The 15,840-nt window shown below is 65.4% G+C and carries 14 protein-coding genes; 2 read left to right on the top strand and 12 right to left on the bottom strand.

Translation table 11 applies throughout. The features are described 5' to 3' along the window. Positions 1 to 347: 347 nt before the first annotated feature. From XH79_RS13090 to XH79_RS13065, 6 genes are all read right to left on the bottom strand, one after another. Positions 348 to 590 carry a hypothetical protein gene (locus XH79_RS13090; RefSeq protein WP_271581939.1) on the bottom strand — a complete coding sequence of 81 codons (243 nt, stop codon included), beginning with the start codon at positions 588 to 590 and terminating at the stop codon, positions 348 to 350. Between the two features lie 82 nt (positions 591 to 672). Continuing rightward, positions 673 to 1,059: a VOC family protein gene (locus tag XH79_RS13085; RefSeq protein ID WP_271581938.1), complete on the bottom strand. Its 387-nt coding sequence runs from the start codon at positions 1,057 to 1,059 to the stop codon at positions 673 to 675. Positions 1,060 to 1,082: 23 nt separating this feature from the next. Then, positions 1,083 to 1,907: an FkbM family methyltransferase gene (locus XH79_RS13080; RefSeq protein ID WP_271581937.1), complete on the bottom strand. Its 825-nt coding sequence runs from the start codon at positions 1,905 to 1,907 to the stop codon at positions 1,083 to 1,085. Between the two features lie 171 nt (positions 1,908 to 2,078). Further along, positions 2,079 to 4,034, bottom strand: a complete 1,956-nt coding sequence (locus XH79_RS13075; protein WP_271581936.1) for an ABC transporter ATP-binding protein/permease — start codon at positions 4,032 to 4,034, stop codon at positions 2,079 to 2,081. Positions 4,035 to 4,084: 50 nt separating this feature from the next. After that, a complete protein-coding gene (locus tag XH79_RS13070) occupies positions 4,085 to 6,238 on the bottom strand; it encodes a hybrid sensor histidine kinase/response regulator (protein ID WP_271581935.1) in 2,154 nt (717 codons plus the stop codon). A gap of 188 nt (positions 6,239 to 6,426) precedes the next feature. Next, positions 6,427 to 7,404, bottom strand: coding sequence for an AraC family transcriptional regulator (locus XH79_RS13065; protein WP_271581934.1), 978 nt, complete (start codon positions 7,402 to 7,404; stop codon positions 6,427 to 6,429). A 106-nt stretch (positions 7,405 to 7,510) separates the two neighbouring features. Between XH79_RS13065 and XH79_RS13060 the strand changes: the two genes are divergently transcribed. Next, positions 7,511 to 8,245, top strand: coding sequence for an SDR family oxidoreductase (locus XH79_RS13060; protein WP_271581933.1), 735 nt, complete (start codon positions 7,511 to 7,513; stop codon positions 8,243 to 8,245). Between the two features lie 53 nt (positions 8,246 to 8,298). Here XH79_RS13060 and XH79_RS13055 read toward each other — a convergent pair whose 3' ends face one another. From XH79_RS13055 to XH79_RS13035, 5 genes are all read right to left on the bottom strand, one after another. Next, positions 8,299 to 9,081: a succinate dehydrogenase iron-sulfur subunit gene (locus XH79_RS13055; RefSeq protein WP_100236830.1), complete on the bottom strand. Its 783-nt coding sequence runs from the start codon at positions 9,079 to 9,081 to the stop codon at positions 8,299 to 8,301. 24 nt (positions 9,082 to 9,105) lie between these two features. Further along, positions 9,106 to 10,941, bottom strand: coding sequence for a succinate dehydrogenase flavoprotein subunit (gene sdhA / locus XH79_RS13050; RefSeq protein WP_212346328.1), 1,836 nt, complete (start codon positions 10,939 to 10,941; stop codon positions 9,106 to 9,108). A 3-nt stretch (positions 10,942 to 10,944) separates the two neighbouring features. Then, on the bottom strand, positions 10,945 to 11,349 hold the full coding sequence (gene sdhD, locus XH79_RS13045; RefSeq protein WP_271581932.1) for a succinate dehydrogenase, hydrophobic membrane anchor protein: 405 nt from the start codon (positions 11,347 to 11,349) through the stop codon (positions 10,945 to 10,947). After that, the gene (gene sdhC / locus XH79_RS13040; protein WP_212346332.1) at positions 11,346 to 11,744 is read right to left on the bottom strand and encodes a succinate dehydrogenase, cytochrome b556 subunit; all 399 of its coding nucleotides are present in this window, start codon (positions 11,742 to 11,744) and stop codon (positions 11,346 to 11,348) included. The genes sdhD and sdhC overlap by 4 nt, the downstream gene beginning before the upstream one ends. Before the next feature lie 403 nt (positions 11,745 to 12,147). Next, complete coding sequence (locus XH79_RS13035; RefSeq protein WP_271581931.1) at positions 12,148 to 13,053, bottom strand: LysR family transcriptional regulator; 906 nt, start codon at positions 13,051 to 13,053, stop codon at positions 12,148 to 12,150. Positions 13,054 to 13,223: 170 nt separating this feature from the next. On the opposite strand from XH79_RS13035, the gene XH79_RS13030 reads away from it, so the two are divergent. Further along, entirely contained in the window at positions 13,224 to 14,075 is an 852-nt protein-coding gene (locus XH79_RS13030; protein WP_271581930.1) for a sulfite exporter TauE/SafE family protein, read from the top strand. 170 nt (positions 14,076 to 14,245) lie between these two features. Here the strand turns inward: XH79_RS13030 and XH79_RS13025 are convergent, their stop codons facing one another. Beyond that, the gene (locus XH79_RS13025; protein ID WP_271581929.1) at positions 14,246 to 15,775 is read right to left on the bottom strand and encodes a malonate--CoA ligase; all 1,530 of its coding nucleotides are present in this window, start codon (positions 15,773 to 15,775) and stop codon (positions 14,246 to 14,248) included. Between the last annotated feature and the right edge of the window lie 65 nt (positions 15,776 to 15,840).

Below are 15,840 nucleotides of genomic sequence, written 5' to 3'. Positions count from 1 at the left end.
CCTTCGGCGGCTGCTTCGGTTTTCCGTCAGGGCCCGTCTCTTGCGGTTGGGCCTGCGCAACCACGAGCGGCGAAGCGCTCTGCGCATGCGATGCAGTGTTGGCCAATTGCATCGCGGTGAGAGCCGTCGTCGCAAGCAGCACGAAACGAAGGTTGGTCATGGTGGTGAACTTCCCCGGAAGGTTCTTTGACGAAGTGGTTGGGATGAACAGCTACGCGTTAGGCCGCATTGTGGCGGGCGAAGTGGTCGCGGCCCGATTTATTTCTGCACGCAAATCATCTCACTATGGCGACGTTCATTGCGCATTCAGACGCTTCTTGCAATCGCCTCACATGTGATGCTTCGCCTCATATGTGATTGCGCGGCGGCGTTGCGTCCGTCGCAGGATTGGGCGTGAGCGGACCGTTCGGCCCGCGCGATGGAATCTCTTCAGGCACTTGGCCCGGCAACTCGTCGGGCCGTGGTGATTCGCCGGGCTCGCGCACCGGCGGTGTGATGTCGGGCTGCGGATTGCCGGGCGGAACGCCCGGCGGCGGCTCGGTCGGAGTGCCCGGTGTCGACGGTGGAATCTCGGGCGGTTCGATCGGCATCGGCATCATCGAGATCGTTGTCCAGAAGACGATAACGACGATGCCGTGCCGATGTTCCCTTATCGCATCGTTTCGAAGCGCCCTACTCGGGCAGATGGCAGACCGCTTCGATGTTGTGGCCATCTGGATCGAGCACGAACGCGCCGTAGTAGTTCGCGTGATAATGCGGGCGGAGGCCGGGCGGCCCGTTGTCGCGGCCGCCGGCCGCGATCCCCGCCTTGTAGAAGGCATCGACGGTGGCACGGTCCTTGGCCGCGATCGCGATGTGCACCGGCTTGTTCATGGCGCCTTCGCCGCCGAACCAGAAATCCGGCTTGCCGTCGGCGCCGAAGCCGGCCGCCGCAGCATGACCCGTCTGCTCCGCGGTGACCTCCATGATCAGGCCGTAGCCGAGCGGAGCCAGCGCCTTCGCATAGAACGCTTTCGCGCGCTCGTAATCGGAGACAGAGAAACCGAGGTGGTCGATCATCACAACCTCCGTTGTTGGTCCCGTCAGCGTGACAGGAACGTATTGCTTCGTGTCTTGCGCACGACTGCAAAGCCGCGCGCGACCATATCGGCAATACAATCCTGCTGCCATTCGTTTTGTGACAGATGCTCGATCACCACCGCGCGCGGCCACAGCGATTGCGGTGCGTCGCGGAAGAAGCCGATCAGCACGCGGTCCTCGAAACCCTCGACGTCGATCTTGAGCGAATCGACTTGGCGCACGCCGGCCTCGTCGAGAATGCGCATCAAACGCAGTGACGGCACCTTGATGGCGTCGGCGCTGGCCGCGCCGGTCACGACATGTGTGGCGCCGAGATTGCCGCCGCCGCTCTCGATCATCAGCTCGCCGTCGCGCTCGCCCGCCGCGGCCTGAACCAGGTGCACCTGCGTCGCCTTCGATGCGGCATGGTTGAAGGAGAGCCGTCCGAAGGTCAGCGGATGCGGCTCGATTGCGACCACCGTGCCTTGGGCGCCGACCTGCCGCGCCATCACCAGCGCGAACGTGCCGACATTGGCGCCGACGTCGACGAACGCGCCGCCAGCAGGTGTGTGCTGGCGCAGGAAATCGAGCTCGTCGAGATTGTAGTCCGGATTGAACAGGGCGCCGCGCTCGGTCGCGCTGCCCTGGTGATAGAAGCGGAACGAGGCGCCCTGGTACTGCACATCGATCGGCCCGCCGCGCAGCAGATTGACCAGCCGCGACAGCCAGGGCCGGAACGCGCCGCGCTTCAGCCCCGATCGCATCGCGAGGCTGATGATCGCGGCCTGCGCCGCGTTCGGCGCAAACGCGCCGAACGGCGCGGTCGATGGAGCATTGTCGGGCGTCAAGCAGCAGGTCCTTGTTGCAAGCGGCGCATGCATAGCCGGTTTTGGCGGGGACTCCAATCTTCGCGAAAGGTCCGTAGCCCGGATGGAGCGCGGCGAAATCCGGGATTCTCGCCGCACGGATGGACCTTCCCGGATTGCGCTTCGCTCCATCCGGGCTACAGGCCGCGTGCCTCACGCCGCCTGCTTCGCCACCTTCCGCTGCCTCAGGAATCGCCCGAGCAGCCTGCGCCGGCCCTTGCGCGGGATCAGGTCGACGTCGCTGACGAGCCTTGCGCCGCCCTTGCGGCGCTCCAGCACGATCTTGCGGCTGTGAAAGGCTTCCAGCTCGACGCGATGCGCGACGCTCACGATGGTCGCCTTCGGCAGCTCGTCGGTGACCATCTTCATCATCTTGTCCTGGCTCTTCTCGTCGAGCGCCGAGGTCGCTTCATCGAGCACGACGATATCAGGGCTGTGCAGCAGCAGCCGCGCGAAGGCGAGGCGCTGCTTCTCGCCGCCCGACAGCGTCTGGTCCCACGGTCCCTCGTCCTCGATCTTCTCCTTGAGATGATCGAGGCCGACCTTGTGCAGGGCTTCCCCGATCTCCTCGACCGTCCAATCCTCTTCGGCCCCGGGATAGGCGACGGCACGGCGCAGCGATCCCGAGGGCACGTAGGGCCGCTGCGGCAGCATGAACAGCCGCCGGTCGGGATGGAAATTGACGCTGCCGCCGCCCCACGGCCACAGCCCCGCAATGGCGCGCACCAGCGTGCTCTTGCCGGTGCCGGATTCGCCGGCGACCAGCAGCCGCTCGCCGGGCTCGATCACCACCTCGGTCTCGCCGACCACCGCTGTGCCGTCATCGAGCGTGACGGAGAGATCGTGCAGCGCCAGCATCGCCTCGTTGTGCGTCTCGCCGCGCTTGATGCGTCCGAGGCCGGCGCCCTGCTCGGCGCGTTCGAGGCCGTCGAGCGACATCATCAGCGAGGCGATGCGGCGCGCGCAGGCGTTCCAGTCGGCGAGCCGCGGATAATTGTCGACCAGCCAGCCGAACGCGCTCTGCACGATGGTGAAGGCGGAGGCCGCCTGCATCACCTGCCCGAGCGTCATGCTGCCGTCGAGGAATTTCGGCGCGCAGAGCAGCAGCGGCACGACCGGTGCGACGAGGCTCGACCCTTGCGACACCAGCGTGGTGCGCATGTGTTGCCCTGCGAGCCGCGCCCATTGCCGCAGCACGTTGGTGAAATTGCGGTCGAGGCCGTCGCGCTCCTCCTGCTCGCCGCCGAGCAGCGCGATGCTCTCGCCGTTCTCGCGCACGCGCGTCAGCGTGTAGCGGAAATCGGCCTCGGCCTGGTTCTTGTCCTCCGACACCTGCACGAAGCGACGGCCGATCACCATGATCGAGCCGGATGCGATCGTGGCGTAGAGGATGGCGGCGATCACGAGGAAGCCGGGAATGGTCACCGAGGAGCCGCCGAGCGTGACGGTGAGCGCGCCGCCGATGGTCCAGAGCACGACGATGAAGGTCGCGGCCGACAGCAGCGCCGAGGTGACGCCGGCGAGGAAATCGACCGGCGAGTCGGTCGCGATGCGCAAATCCTCCGCGATCCGGTATTCCGGATTCTCGTGGTCGCCGCCGACGAGGTTGAGCTGGTAGTAGCGTCCGTTCGTGAGCCAGCGTGTCAGCACGCTGCTCGTGAGCCAGGCCCGCCAGCGCCGCTGGATGCCCATGCGCGCGAACACCTGCACGACGCCGAGCACGATGCTGCCGATCGCGAGCGGGAAGAACAGTGCGGTGAGATGGAAGACGCTCGTCGCGTCGCGCTGCTCGATCGCATCGAAGATCGCGCGATTCCAGACGTTGATGCCGTATTGGAAGCCGACGGTGAGGACGATCAGCACGCCGAGGCCGATCGAGAACGGCCAGGCGAGGCGGTCGCCGTTGCGGCCCCAGAAGCCGCGCGCGCTGATCCAGAACCGGGTCAGCAGATAATCCTTGCGGGCCTGCTCGGCCTCTTCGGGCGAGAGCTCGGGATCGGGTTCGAGCACCTCGGGCGGCGGCGGAGCCACCTCGTCGCCATTCTCGCCTTTGATTTCGACAATGGGTGGCGTCTTGCCCTGGTCGCGTTTCCCGGCTGGCTTTTGCATGGCCGGATAACGCAAGACAAATCAGCCGGTTCCGGCAGCTCCCGAATGCCCTATTCGGCGGCGCCGTCGCGCACCCGCCGCAGCCGCGCAGCCCGGTGCAGCACGCGCGACAGCTCCTCGACCGAGTAGGGCTTTTGCACGAGATCGAAACCGAGGCTGCCTTCCTGGGACAGCGCCTGGCTGTAGCCGGTGGTCAGCACGACCGGCACCTTGATGCCGCGATCGCGGATCGCCCGCGCCAGATCGAGCCCGGTCATCCCGGGCATCACGATGTCGGAGAACACGACATTGAAACGATCGGCGTCGACGACAAGCTCGGCAAGCGCATCGGCGGCATTGTCGACCAGCGTGATGGTGTAGCCGAGCGCAGTGAGGCCATCGGCGGCGAAATTGGCGAGCTCGATATTGTCCTCGACCAGCAGCACCGACATGCCGCTGCCGGCCATCGCAGGCGCGGTGTTCGGCGCCTGCTGCTGCGGCAGGAGGTCCGCGGGCACGCGCGGGAGATAGAGCGAGAAGGTGCTGCCCTGGCCGACTTCGCTCGCGACCGTCACCTCGCCGCCGGATTGCCGGGCGAAACCGAACACCTGGGACAGGCCAAGACCGGTGCCGTGGCCGACCTGCTTGGTGGTGAAGAACGGCTCGAAGATCCGCCCGAGGCGCGCGGCCGGAATGCCGACGCCGGTGTCGCTGACGATGACGCCGACGAAGCCGAGGCTTGCCGGAATGTGACTGCCCGAGACGTGCGCGGGCGTGTCGGGAATGGTCGTCGCCGCCTCGACGGTGAAGCTGATCCTGCCCTTGCCCAGCATGGCATCGCGCGCATTGGTCGCCATGTTGATCAGCGCGGTCTCGAACTGGCTGGCATCGGCATTGACGAGGCACGGCTCCGCCGGCAGCCGCATCGCGATCTCGATGGCCGGTCCCAGCAGCGTCGCGAGCATGTCGTGCAGCGACTGCAAACGCTCGCCGACGTCGAACACTTCCGGTTTCAGGGTCTGGCGCCGCGCAAAGGCGAGCAGCTGCGAGGTCAGCTTGGCCGCGCGCGCCACCGCGTCCGCGATCGCCGTGATGTAGCGCTGCCGTCGCTCTTCGCTCAGCTGCGGGCGGTTCAGCAGATCGACCGAGGCGCGGATCACGGTCAGCAGATTGTTGAAGTCGTGGGCGACGCCGCCGGTGAGCTGGCCGAGCGCCTCCAGACGCTGGCTGTGCTTGAGCGCCTCCTCGGCTTCGCGCCGCTTTGCGGCTTCCATCTGCAGATGCTGGGTGCGCCGGAAGGCGAATGCGAGCAGCAGGAACAGCAGCGCCGTGGCGGGAACGCCGAACACCAGATGCTGGCCCATGGTGGCGAGCCAGCGCGCGCGGATCGCCGACGTCTCGAGCCCGGCGCTGACATAGATCGGATATTCGGCGACACGCCTGTAGCCGATGCGGCGCTCGATCCCGTCCGACGGCCAGGCGATGGTCATGAGCCCCTGCGCGGGGTGTGCGGCGATCTCGCGGCCGACCGGTCCGCCCGGATCGAGCCGGAGGTCGCGGTCGAGCCGCGGGAAATGCGCCAGCACCACGCCGTCGGTGCGACCCATCGCGAAGAAGCTGCCGGGATCCGAGCCGATCCTGGCGTAGAAACTCTCGAAATATTCCGGCAGGACGGAGGCCTGGATCACGCCGATGAAACTGCCGTCGTCGGAGTCGCGGCGGCGGCTCATGCTGAAGAAGCGCGCGCCCTGGTAGGGCGGACGCGGCGTCAGCGGCATGCCGATGAAGGTGCCGATGCTCTGGTCGACATGGGCGTAGAAGTAGTCGCGGTCCGAAAAGCCCAACTGAGATGGCGGCGAAACGAGGCTGTTGACCAGCGCCTTTCCGTCCGCGTCGAAGATCCAGGCCGATTTGAGCTGCGGCAGCGAATCGGTCAGCCGCTTCAGCCGGCGGTGCAGCGCCGCTTCGCGCGCGCGAATGACGTCGTCGGGAAGGCCGCGCACGACCTCGTTGAGCTCGGACAGGCTGCGGTCGATGGTCTCGAACACCTTGAGCGCATGCTCATGCGCGACATCGAGCGTACGCTCGATCTCGCGGTCGGCGATGTCCCTGGTCGAGGTGTAGGAGATCGTGGAGGCGATCGCGAACAGCGCAATCGGCAGCGCCAGGGATGCAACCATCATCCACTGCAAAAGCCTCAGCGAATTGCGTTGCGCTCCCTGCACGGTCGCTCCGGTCCCAGACCGGAGAGCTTACTTGAATTTCCCGCCGGGAAGGAAGCGGCTTGTGACTATAATCTTGGGTTGTATTCGATCGAATCGCGCGCCACGCGCGTTGCGGCAAATTCTACTCAAGCTGACGCCGATCGTGGCATGCCCCGGCCGCGGTGGCGGGGGGCATGGCATGAACGATGCTAGATCTGCCGCTCGACCATCTCGGGCTTCTGCTCGCCAGTCGCCCCTGCCGGCTCGGGACCGTCCCGCGGCATCGATCTGTCAGCGGACCCATATCGCTTTGGCGGCGTGCCGTGAATGCGCTTGAACGCATTGCCGAACGCACTTGCCGATGCGTAGCCGACCTTGGCGGCAACGGCCGCGATCGTCTCGCCCCTCAGCAATCCGGAGCGCGCGACCTGCATGCGCCAACGCAACAGATAGTCGAGCGGTGGCGTGCCAACCCTGTGCTTGAACGAGACTGCAAATGCAGACCGCGACATGCCGGCAGCCCGCGCCAGCTCGTCGACCGTCCAGCGACGCCCGACGTCGGCATGCATGAGGTTCAGTGCGGCCCCGATCCTGGGATCGGCCGCGGCGCCGACCCAGCTGGCTCCGTCGTTGCCGTAGCGCGTGCCGTACCCCCGCAGGACCTGAACGAGAAGCACCTCGGCAAGGCGCCGGGTCACAAAGGAGACGCCCATCTGCCCGGAGTGAATCTCGCGATCGAGAATTTCGAGAAGGCCGCGCAGGAGAGGAGCCGTCCCGTCTCCCGCAGGAATAAGCAAAAACTCCGGCAGCGCATCGAGCAGCAATCGCACGTGAAGTGCCTCGAAAACGAAACTGCCGGCGAGCAGCGCCGTCTCGGATCCGCCGTGGCGGGCGATGTCGGAATGCTCCCAGTCGAAGGACGCCAGTCCGTCCTGCGGCTCCAGCTGCGGATCGTTTGCGAGCACATATTGCGGAGCTTCGGCGAGAAGGAACGTATCGCCCGCCGTCAGCCGTTGCGGTTTCCGCCCCGGCAGCATGATCCAGCATTCTCCGCGCAGGACTGCAGCGAATTTTAACGCCGGCTTTGCGGGAAATCTGAACGCCCATTTTCCGCCGGCCTCGAACCGCGTGCACCGGGCACCCCGGATTTCGAGAAACGAGAGCAGATCGGACAGGGCGTCGGTCATCGGTTCTGGACGTTCGCGACGAAATTACGGTGTCTAGAGCATAGACCGTCCACGACGACGGTGCAAAACCGCGGGCGAAAGACGTCTCTGCCGAAGGAGAGAAGCCGTGACGATCGAGGGAAAGGTTATCGCCATTACGGGGGCCAGCAGTGGCATCGGCGCGGCAACTGCGCGCCTCCTTGCTGCGCGCGGCGGAAAAGTCATTCTCGGCGCGCGTCGCGCGGAGCGGCTGTCGTTGCTGGTCGACGAGATTGTTGGCGCCGGGGGGCAGGCTGTTCACAGAGCGACGAATGTCGCCGACCGCCGGGAGCTCGAGGAGTTCGTTGCGTTCGCCTGCCGGACATATGGCAGGCTCGACGTCTTTGTCGCGAATGCCGGTATCGGTCCAATTTCGCCGATCGACGATCTCAATGTCGACGATTGGGAGGCGATGATCGATGTCAACCTCAAGGGATTTCTCTACGGCATCGCCGCCGCGCTTCCGGTCTTCCGTCGGCAGGGTTTTGGTCACTTCGTGACGGTGATGTCGACGGCAGGCCTGAAGCTCGTACCGAACCAGGCGGTCTATGCAGGCACGAAAAACGCTGTCCGCACGATCTCGGAGGGCCTGCGCCTCGAGGCGGGCAAGCGATTGCGCGTCACGGGCATCTCACCGGGATTCGTGAAGACCGACTTTCCGGGTTCAATGACGAACCCGAAGATCAAAGCGGAAATTGCAGCCATGATGGACGAAATCGCCATCGCACCGGATGCCATCGCCCGAGCCATCGCGTTCGCTGTCGAGCAGCCGGCAGACGTCGATGTCAGCGACATCGTCGTTCGTCCCACGGCGCAGGCGTGAGAGGGCGATCGCGGGAGGCTAGATGGTTCCCGCGATGTCCGATTAGGTTTCCCTTAGATCTGGCGCTCGACCATCTTGAGCTTCAGCTCGGCGATGGCTTCGGCCGGGTTGAGGCCCTTCGGGCAGGCCTTGGCGCAGTTCATGATAGTGTGGCAGCGGTAGAGGCGGAACGGGTCCTCGAGATTGTCGAGGCGTTCGCCGGTGGCCTCGTCGCGCGAATCGGAGACCCAGCGGTTGGCCTGGAGCAGCGCGGCGGGACCGAGATAGCGCTCGCTGTTCCACCAATAGCTCGGGCACGAGGTCGAGCAGCAGGCGCAGAGGATGCATTCGTAGAGACCGTCGAGCTTCTCGCGGTCCTCGTGGCTCTGGCGCCATTCCTTCTGCGGCGTCGGCGAGGTCGTCTTCAGCCACGGCTCGACCGAGGCATACTGCGCATAGAAATTGGTGAGGTCGGGGACGAGGTCCTTGACTACCGGCTGGTGCGGCAGCGGGTTGATCTTCACCGCGCCGTCCTTGACGTCGTGCATCGAGCGGGTGCAGGCCAGCGTGTTCTGGCCGTCGATGTTCATGGCGCAGGAGCCGCACACGCCTTCGCGGCAGGAGCGGCGGAAGGTCAGCGACGGGTCGATGTGGTTCTTGATCCAGATCAGGCCGTCCAGCACCATCGGACCGCAATCATTGGTGTCGACGTAATAGGTGTCGACGCTCGGATTCTTGCCGTCATCAGGATTCCAGCGATAGACCTTGAACTCGCGGAGCTCGGTCGCGCCCGCGGGCTTCGGCCAGGTCTTGCCGCCGGTGATCTTGGAGTTCTTCGGAAGTGCGAATTCAACCATTTCGATAAGGCCTTCGCTGTTCGATCAGTACACGCGCGCCTTCGGCGGGATGTACTGCACGTCGTTGGTCATGGTGTAGTTGTGAACCGGGCGGTACTCGATCTTGACCTTGCCGGCATCGTCGAGCCAGGCCAGCGTGTGCTTCATCCAGTTCTTGTCGTCGCGGTCGGAGAAGTCCTCGCGGGCGTGAGCGCCGCGGCTCTCGGTGCGGTTGGCGGCCGAGTTCATCGTCACCACGGCCTGCGAGATCAGATTGTCGAACTCCAGCGTCTCGACGAGGTCCGAATTCCACACCAGCGAGCGGTCGGACACGGCGATGTCGGTGATGCCGCTGTGGACCTTCTGGATCAGGTTCTGGCCTTCGCTCAAGACTTCGCCGGTACGGAACACCGCGCAGTTGTTCTGCATCACGTGCTGCATGCCTTCGCGCAGCTTCGCGGTCGGCGTGCCGCCGGAGGCGTAGCGATAATGGTCGAGACGGCCGAGCGCGAGGTCCGACGAGTTCGCCGGCAGCTCCGGCTGCTTGGCGTTGGGCGTCAGCTTCTCGGCGAGACGGAGCGCCGCGGCGCGGCCGAACACGACGAGGTCGATCAGCGAGTTGGAGCCGAGACGGTTGGCGCCGTGCACGGAGACGCAGGCGGCTTCGCCGATCGCCATCAGGCCGGGGATGATGGCGTTGTCGTCGCCGTCCTTCTTGGTCAGCACTTCGCCATGATAGTTGGTGGGGATGCCGCCCATGTTGTAGTGCACGGTCGGCACGATCGGGATCGGCTCGCGCGTCACGTCGACATTGGCGAAGATCTTGGCCGATTCGGAGATGCCCGGCAGGCGCTCGGCGAGCACCGCGGGATCGAGATGGTCGAGATGAAGGAAGATGTGATCCTTCTTCTTGCCGACGCCGCGGCCCTCGCGGATCTCGATGGTCATCGCGCGCGAGACGACGTCGCGCGAGGCCAGGTCCTTCGCTGACGGCGCGTAGCGCTCCATGAAGCGCTCGCCCTCGGAGTTGACGAGATAGCCGCCTTCGCCGCGCGCGCCTTCGGTGACGAGACAGCCCGAGCCGTAGATGCCGGTCGGGTGGAATTGCACGAACTCCATGTCCTGCATCGGCAGGCCGGCGCGCAGCACCATGCCGCCGCCGTCGCCGGTGCAGGTGTGCGCCGAGGTGCAGGAGGCGTAGGCGCGGCCGTAGCCGCCGGTGGCGAGAATCACGGTCTGGGCGCGGAAGCGGTGCAGCGTGCCGTCGTCGAGCTTGAGCGCGATGACGCCGCGGCAGGTGCCCTGGTCGTCCATGATCAGGTCGATGGCGAAGAACTCGATGAAGAACTCGGCCGCGTGGCGCAGCGACTGGCCGTACATCGTGTGCAGCATGGCGTGGCCGGTGCGGTCGGCGGCGGCGCAGGTGCGCTGCGCCTGGCTCTTGCCGAATTCGGTGGTCATGCCGCCGAACGGACGCTGGTAGATCTTGCCGTCCTCGGTGCGCGAGAACGGCACGCCCCAATGCTCGAGCTCGTAGACCGCGTCGGGCGCGTTGCGCACCATGTATTCGATCGCGTCCTGGTCGCCGAGCCAGTCCGACCCCTTCACGGTGTCGTACATGTGCCAGCGCCAGTCGTCCTTGTGCATGTTGCCGAGCGAAGCCGAGATGCCGCCCTGCGCCGCGACCGTGTGCGAGCGGGTCGGAAACACTTTGGTGATGCAGGCGGTGCGAAGACCGGCCTCGCTGCAGCCGACCACGGCGCGCAGGCCCGCGCCGCCGGCGCCGACCACGACGACGTCATAGGTGTGGTCTTCGATCGGATAGGCCTTGCCGTTGGTGGCGGGAGCGCCGTTGCCCTTGCCATTCGTCTCGTTGGCCATGGGTTACACTCCGGATGACAGTTGGAGAATCGCGTAGATCGAGGCGAGCGCGACCGCGATCGAGAAGAAGTTGTTGAGCATGATCGATACGAGCTTCAGCTTCTCGTTGTGGACGTAGTCCTCGATCACGACCTGCATGCCGATCTTCATGTGCCAGGCGCTGGCGACGATGAAGAGCATCATGATGACGGCGATCGGCAGCGAGCCGAGGATCTGCTTGGCGCCGGCCTGGTTGCGGCCGAGCGTCATCATGATGATCACCAGCACCGGGATCATCAGCAGCGTCATCGCCACCGCGGTGAGGCGCTGGCGCCAGAAGTCGGACGTGCCGGAATGCGCGGCGCCCAGATTGCGGACGCGGCCGAGCGGGGTGCGCATGCTGCGCTTGGGCGTATCAGCCGTGCTCATCGTCCACCTCCGATCGCGTAGGCGATGATCCAGATCAGCACCGTCAGGGCGATGCCGCCGATCGCTGCGCCCCAGGTCAGGGCCTCGCGCTCATTGGCCTTGAAGCCGTAGCCGAGGTCCCAGACGAAATGCCGGATGCCGCTCAGCATATGGTGCATCAGCGCCCAGGTGTAGCCGAACACGATCAGGCGGCCGATGATGCTGCCGGTGAAGGCCTGGACATGGGCATAGGCGGCGGGGCCTGAAGCCGCCGCGATCAGCCACCAGGCCAGCAGCAGGGTTCCGGCGTAGAGGGCGATACCGGTGGCGCGATGGATGATGGACAGCGCCATCGTCAGCGTCCAGCGGTAGACTTGCATGTGTGGTGAAAGCGGTCGTTCGATCCGTGCGGTCATGGGCTTTGATGTTGTATGGCGGCCCTTGAGGGCGCGCGCGGGGATCGCGAAAGGTCGGCTCTATTTACGGAGTCGGTTTGGCCTGCGCAATCACCAAATCGCCATAAATCGAACCCCGGTTCAGCTCTACAGCCTTGATGAAACAAGGCCAATCAGGGGCTTGGTATACCAGGGCCTCGGTCCGCCAACGAAGAAAAGAATATTGATTCACCCTTTCCGAAAGAGCCGAGGCGCGTTGAAATTACTATTGGAACACCTCTAAACGGACCATGCCGTCCAAACCGGGCAGAGATCGACCAAAGGCGTCACCAGCCTTGTTCTCCCCGGCGCCAACCCTCCTCCGCACCATCTGATTTGATCCGGTCCGGATATGCGCACCCTGCATTCCACCCCGCCACAGAGATCACCGGCTGAGCGGATCGCTTCCGCGCCATCGCTCGACCAGGAAATCGACGAAGGCGCGAATCTTCGTCGAACCGAGTCGCGACGGCTGATACAGCGCGTGCAGCGGCGCCGGCGCCGGCTCGTGCGCGCGCCGCAGGCGCCGCAGGCGTCCTTCAGCCAGCTGCCGCTCGACCTGCCATGACGGCACGCGGACGATGCCTGCGCCGCTCTCGGCGGCGGCCGCGAGCGCATCGAGGCTGTTGATCCAGAGCCGTCCCGGGATGCGGACTCGCGTTCCGCCGTTCGCCTCGCGGCCGAATCGCCACGTTGCAGCGCCCGGCGCGTCGGAAAACACCAGGCAATCATGCTGCGTGAGGTCGGCAGGCGTATGCGGTTCGCCGCGGCGGGCGAGGTAATCGGGCGAGGCGCAGTGGATCATCTGCACCTCCGCGAGCTTTCGCATCACCAGCTGCGAATCGGGCATGCGCCCGACGCGAAGCGCCAGGTGAACGTCCTCCTCGATCAAATCGACGTTGCGATCGACCAGCAGCAGGTCCACGGAGAGCGATGGGTAGGCGCGCAGGAAATCGCCGAGCAGCGGCGCGATCAGCAGGCGTCCCATCAATGTCGGCGCGCTGACGCGCAATCGCCCCGACGGCTCGCGGCGATTGCCGGCCAGCCCCTCTTCGATCTCCTTGAGCTCGCCCAGGATCGATTTGGCGCGCTCGTAAAGCAAGCGCCCATCCTCCGTGAGCGCGAGCTGCCGCGTCGTCCGCATCAAAAGGCGCGTGCCGAAATGCCGCTCGAGCGCGGAAATCTGCCGGCTCACCGATGTCAGCGAGCTCGGCAATGATCGCGCCGCCGCCGACAGGCTGCCGGCGTCCACGGCCCGCACGAAAGTCGCCATCGCCGCAAGCTGGTCCATTGCCATCCTTCCGTATTTCGCAAGGGAGCATGCCGTTTGTCAGATATAGCTCCGAAAAACGGAAGGGGCTACCTTGGCCGGATCCAAGCAGTCCGGGACTTGCCCATGCCCACCCATGTCAGCCTGACGGCAATCGCGCATCCGCGAGAGCTGCCGGCGGATCGCCGCCGATGAGCGGTCTCGAGGTCTTCGACGTCGTCGAGCTCGCGCTGCTGCTGATCGCAACCGGCGCGCTCTCGGGATTCCTGGCCGGCGTGTTCGGCATCGGCGGCGGCGCTATACTCGTGCCGGTGTTCTACGAATGCTTCCGCATCGCCGGCGTGCCGCTGGAGGTGCGCATGCCGCTCTGCATCGGCACCTCGCTCGCGGTGATCATCCCGACCTCGATCCGCTCGTTCCAGGCGCACTACAAGCGCGGGGCGGTGGATATGTCGATCCTGCGCGTCTGGTGGCCGCCGATCGTGATCGGCGTCGTCGCCGGCAGCGTCGTCGCGCGCTTCGCGCCGGAGCGGCTGTTCAAGATCGTGTTCGTCTGCGTCGCCTGGTCGGCGGCCGCGCGTCTCATCTTCGCGCGCGAAGGCTGGAAGTTCGGCGACGATCTGCCGAAAGGACCCTTGATGCGCGCCTACGGCTTCTGCGTCGGCATTTTGTCCACGCTGATGGGCATCGGCGGCGGCCTGTTCTCGAACCTGCTGATGACCTTCTATAGCCGCCCGATCCATCAGGCGGTCGCGACCTCGTCGGCGCTCGCGGTGCTGATCTCGATTCCCGGCGCGCTCGGCTACATCTATGCGGGATGGCCTGCGGCGGCGACCTATCCCGGCGTCGCCGCGCTGCAAATCCCCTTCGCGCTCGGCTACGTCTCGCTGATCGGCGCCGTGCTGGTGATGCCGATGAGTCTCGTCACCGCGCCGCTCGGTGTGAAAGCCGCGCATGCGATGTCGAAGCGGACGCTGGAGGCCGCATTCGGGTGCTATCTGTTTATCGTCGGCAGCAGGTTTGTGATGAGCCTGGTGGGCTGACTTCGTAGGGTGGGTTAGCTGGCGGCTGCGCGAAGCGCAGTCCGCTAGCGTAACCCACCACTTCTGCCGTCGCGGAATGCAAAGAGGTGGGCTACGCCAAGGGACTGCGCTTCGCGCAGCCCGAAGCTAACCCACCCTACGGCTTCATCCGCAAGGACGACGAGCGCGTCTCACTTCTTCGCGTAAATATCCTTGTACGTATCCCGCAGCACGTTCTTCTGCACCTTGCCCATCGTATTGCGCGGCAGCTCGTCGACGACGAACACCCGCTTGGGCATCTTGAACTTTGCCAGCCGACCGTCGAGTGCCTTCAGCACCGAGGCTTCGCTGACGTCAGCGCCCTTGTTGCACACCAGCACCGCCGTGACGCCTTCGCCGAAATCGGCATGCGGCACGCCGATCACGGCGGATTCGATCACGCCCGGCATGGCGTCGATCTCGCTCTCGATCTCCTTGGGGTAGACGTTGAAGCCGCCGGAGATCACGAGATCCTTGCCGCGGCCGAGGATGTGGACGTAGCCCTTGTCGTCGATCTTGCCGAGGTCGCCGGTGATGAAGAAGCCGTCGGGGCGGAATTCGGACTTGGTCTTCTCCGGCATCCGCCAATAGCCCTTGAACACGTTCGGGCCCTTCACCTCGATCATGCCGATCTCTTCGCGCGGCAATTCCTTGCCGGTCTCGGGCTCGGTGACGCGCACGGAGACGCCGGGGAGGGGGAAGCCGACCGCGCCGGGCACGCGCTCGCCGTCGTAAGGATTCGACGTGTTCATGTTGGTCTCGGTCATGCCGTAGCGCTCGAGCACGGCGTGGCCGGTGCGCGCCGACCATTCGCGATGGGTGTCGGCGAGCAGCGGCGCCGAGCCCGAGATGAACAGCCGCATGTGCTTGGTGGTTTCATGCGACAGCGCCGCGTTCTGCAGCAGGCGGGTGTAGAAGGTCGGCACGCCCATCAGCACCGTGGCGCGCGCCATCAGCTTGATGATCAGGTCCGGATCGAGCTTCGGCAGGAAGATCATCGACGCGCGCGAGAACAGCGTTACGTTGGTCGCAACGAACAGGCCGTGGGTGTGGTAGATCGGCAGTGCGTGGATCAGCACGTCCTTGTCGGTGAAGCGCCAGTAGCCGACCAGCGAGAGCGAGTTCGACGCCAGATTGTCGTGGGTGAGCATCGCGCCCTTGGAGCGGCCGGTGGTGCCCGAGGTGTAGAGGATCGCGGCGAGATCATCGTCCGCGCGCGGCACCGTTGTAAACTCGCTGCTCGCCTTGTCGGCGGCGTCCGTCAGCGAGCCCTTGCCGTCAGCGCCGAGCGTCTCGACCTTGGCCTTCACCTTGGCGGCGACCGGCGCGAGACCTTCCGCCTTGGAGGGATCGCAGACCACCAGCGAGGGTTCGGCATCGCCGATGAAGTAGTCGAGCTCGTTCAGCGTATAGGCGGTGTTGAGCGGCAGGTAGACCGCGCCGGCCCTCACGGTCGCCAGATAGAGCACGATGTTGGCGACGGATTTCTCGACCTGCACCGCGACGCGGTCACCCGGCTTCACGCCGCGCGCGACCAGCACGTTCGCCATCTGGCCTGCGCGCGCGATCAGATCGCCATAGCTGATATGGGCGCCGTCCTGCGTCTCGATCGCGAGGCGTTTGGGATCATCCAGGCCGTCGAACAGGCGGGAAAACAGGTTGGCGTTGGCTGCGTGGTTCATGCAAGATTTCCTCGACCGCAAGACTGACAAGGCCGGTCAAAACCGAGGGCTGGATTAGCAAAAAC

It is taken from the genome of Bradyrhizobium sp. CCBAU 45389 (genome assembly GCF_028128625.1).
GTDB classification, from domain to species: domain Bacteria; phylum Pseudomonadota; class Alphaproteobacteria; order Rhizobiales; family Xanthobacteraceae; genus Bradyrhizobium; species Bradyrhizobium liaoningense_B.
Note: the sequence above shows the minus strand (reverse complement) of the source record. Positions and strands in the feature narration are given on the sequence as shown.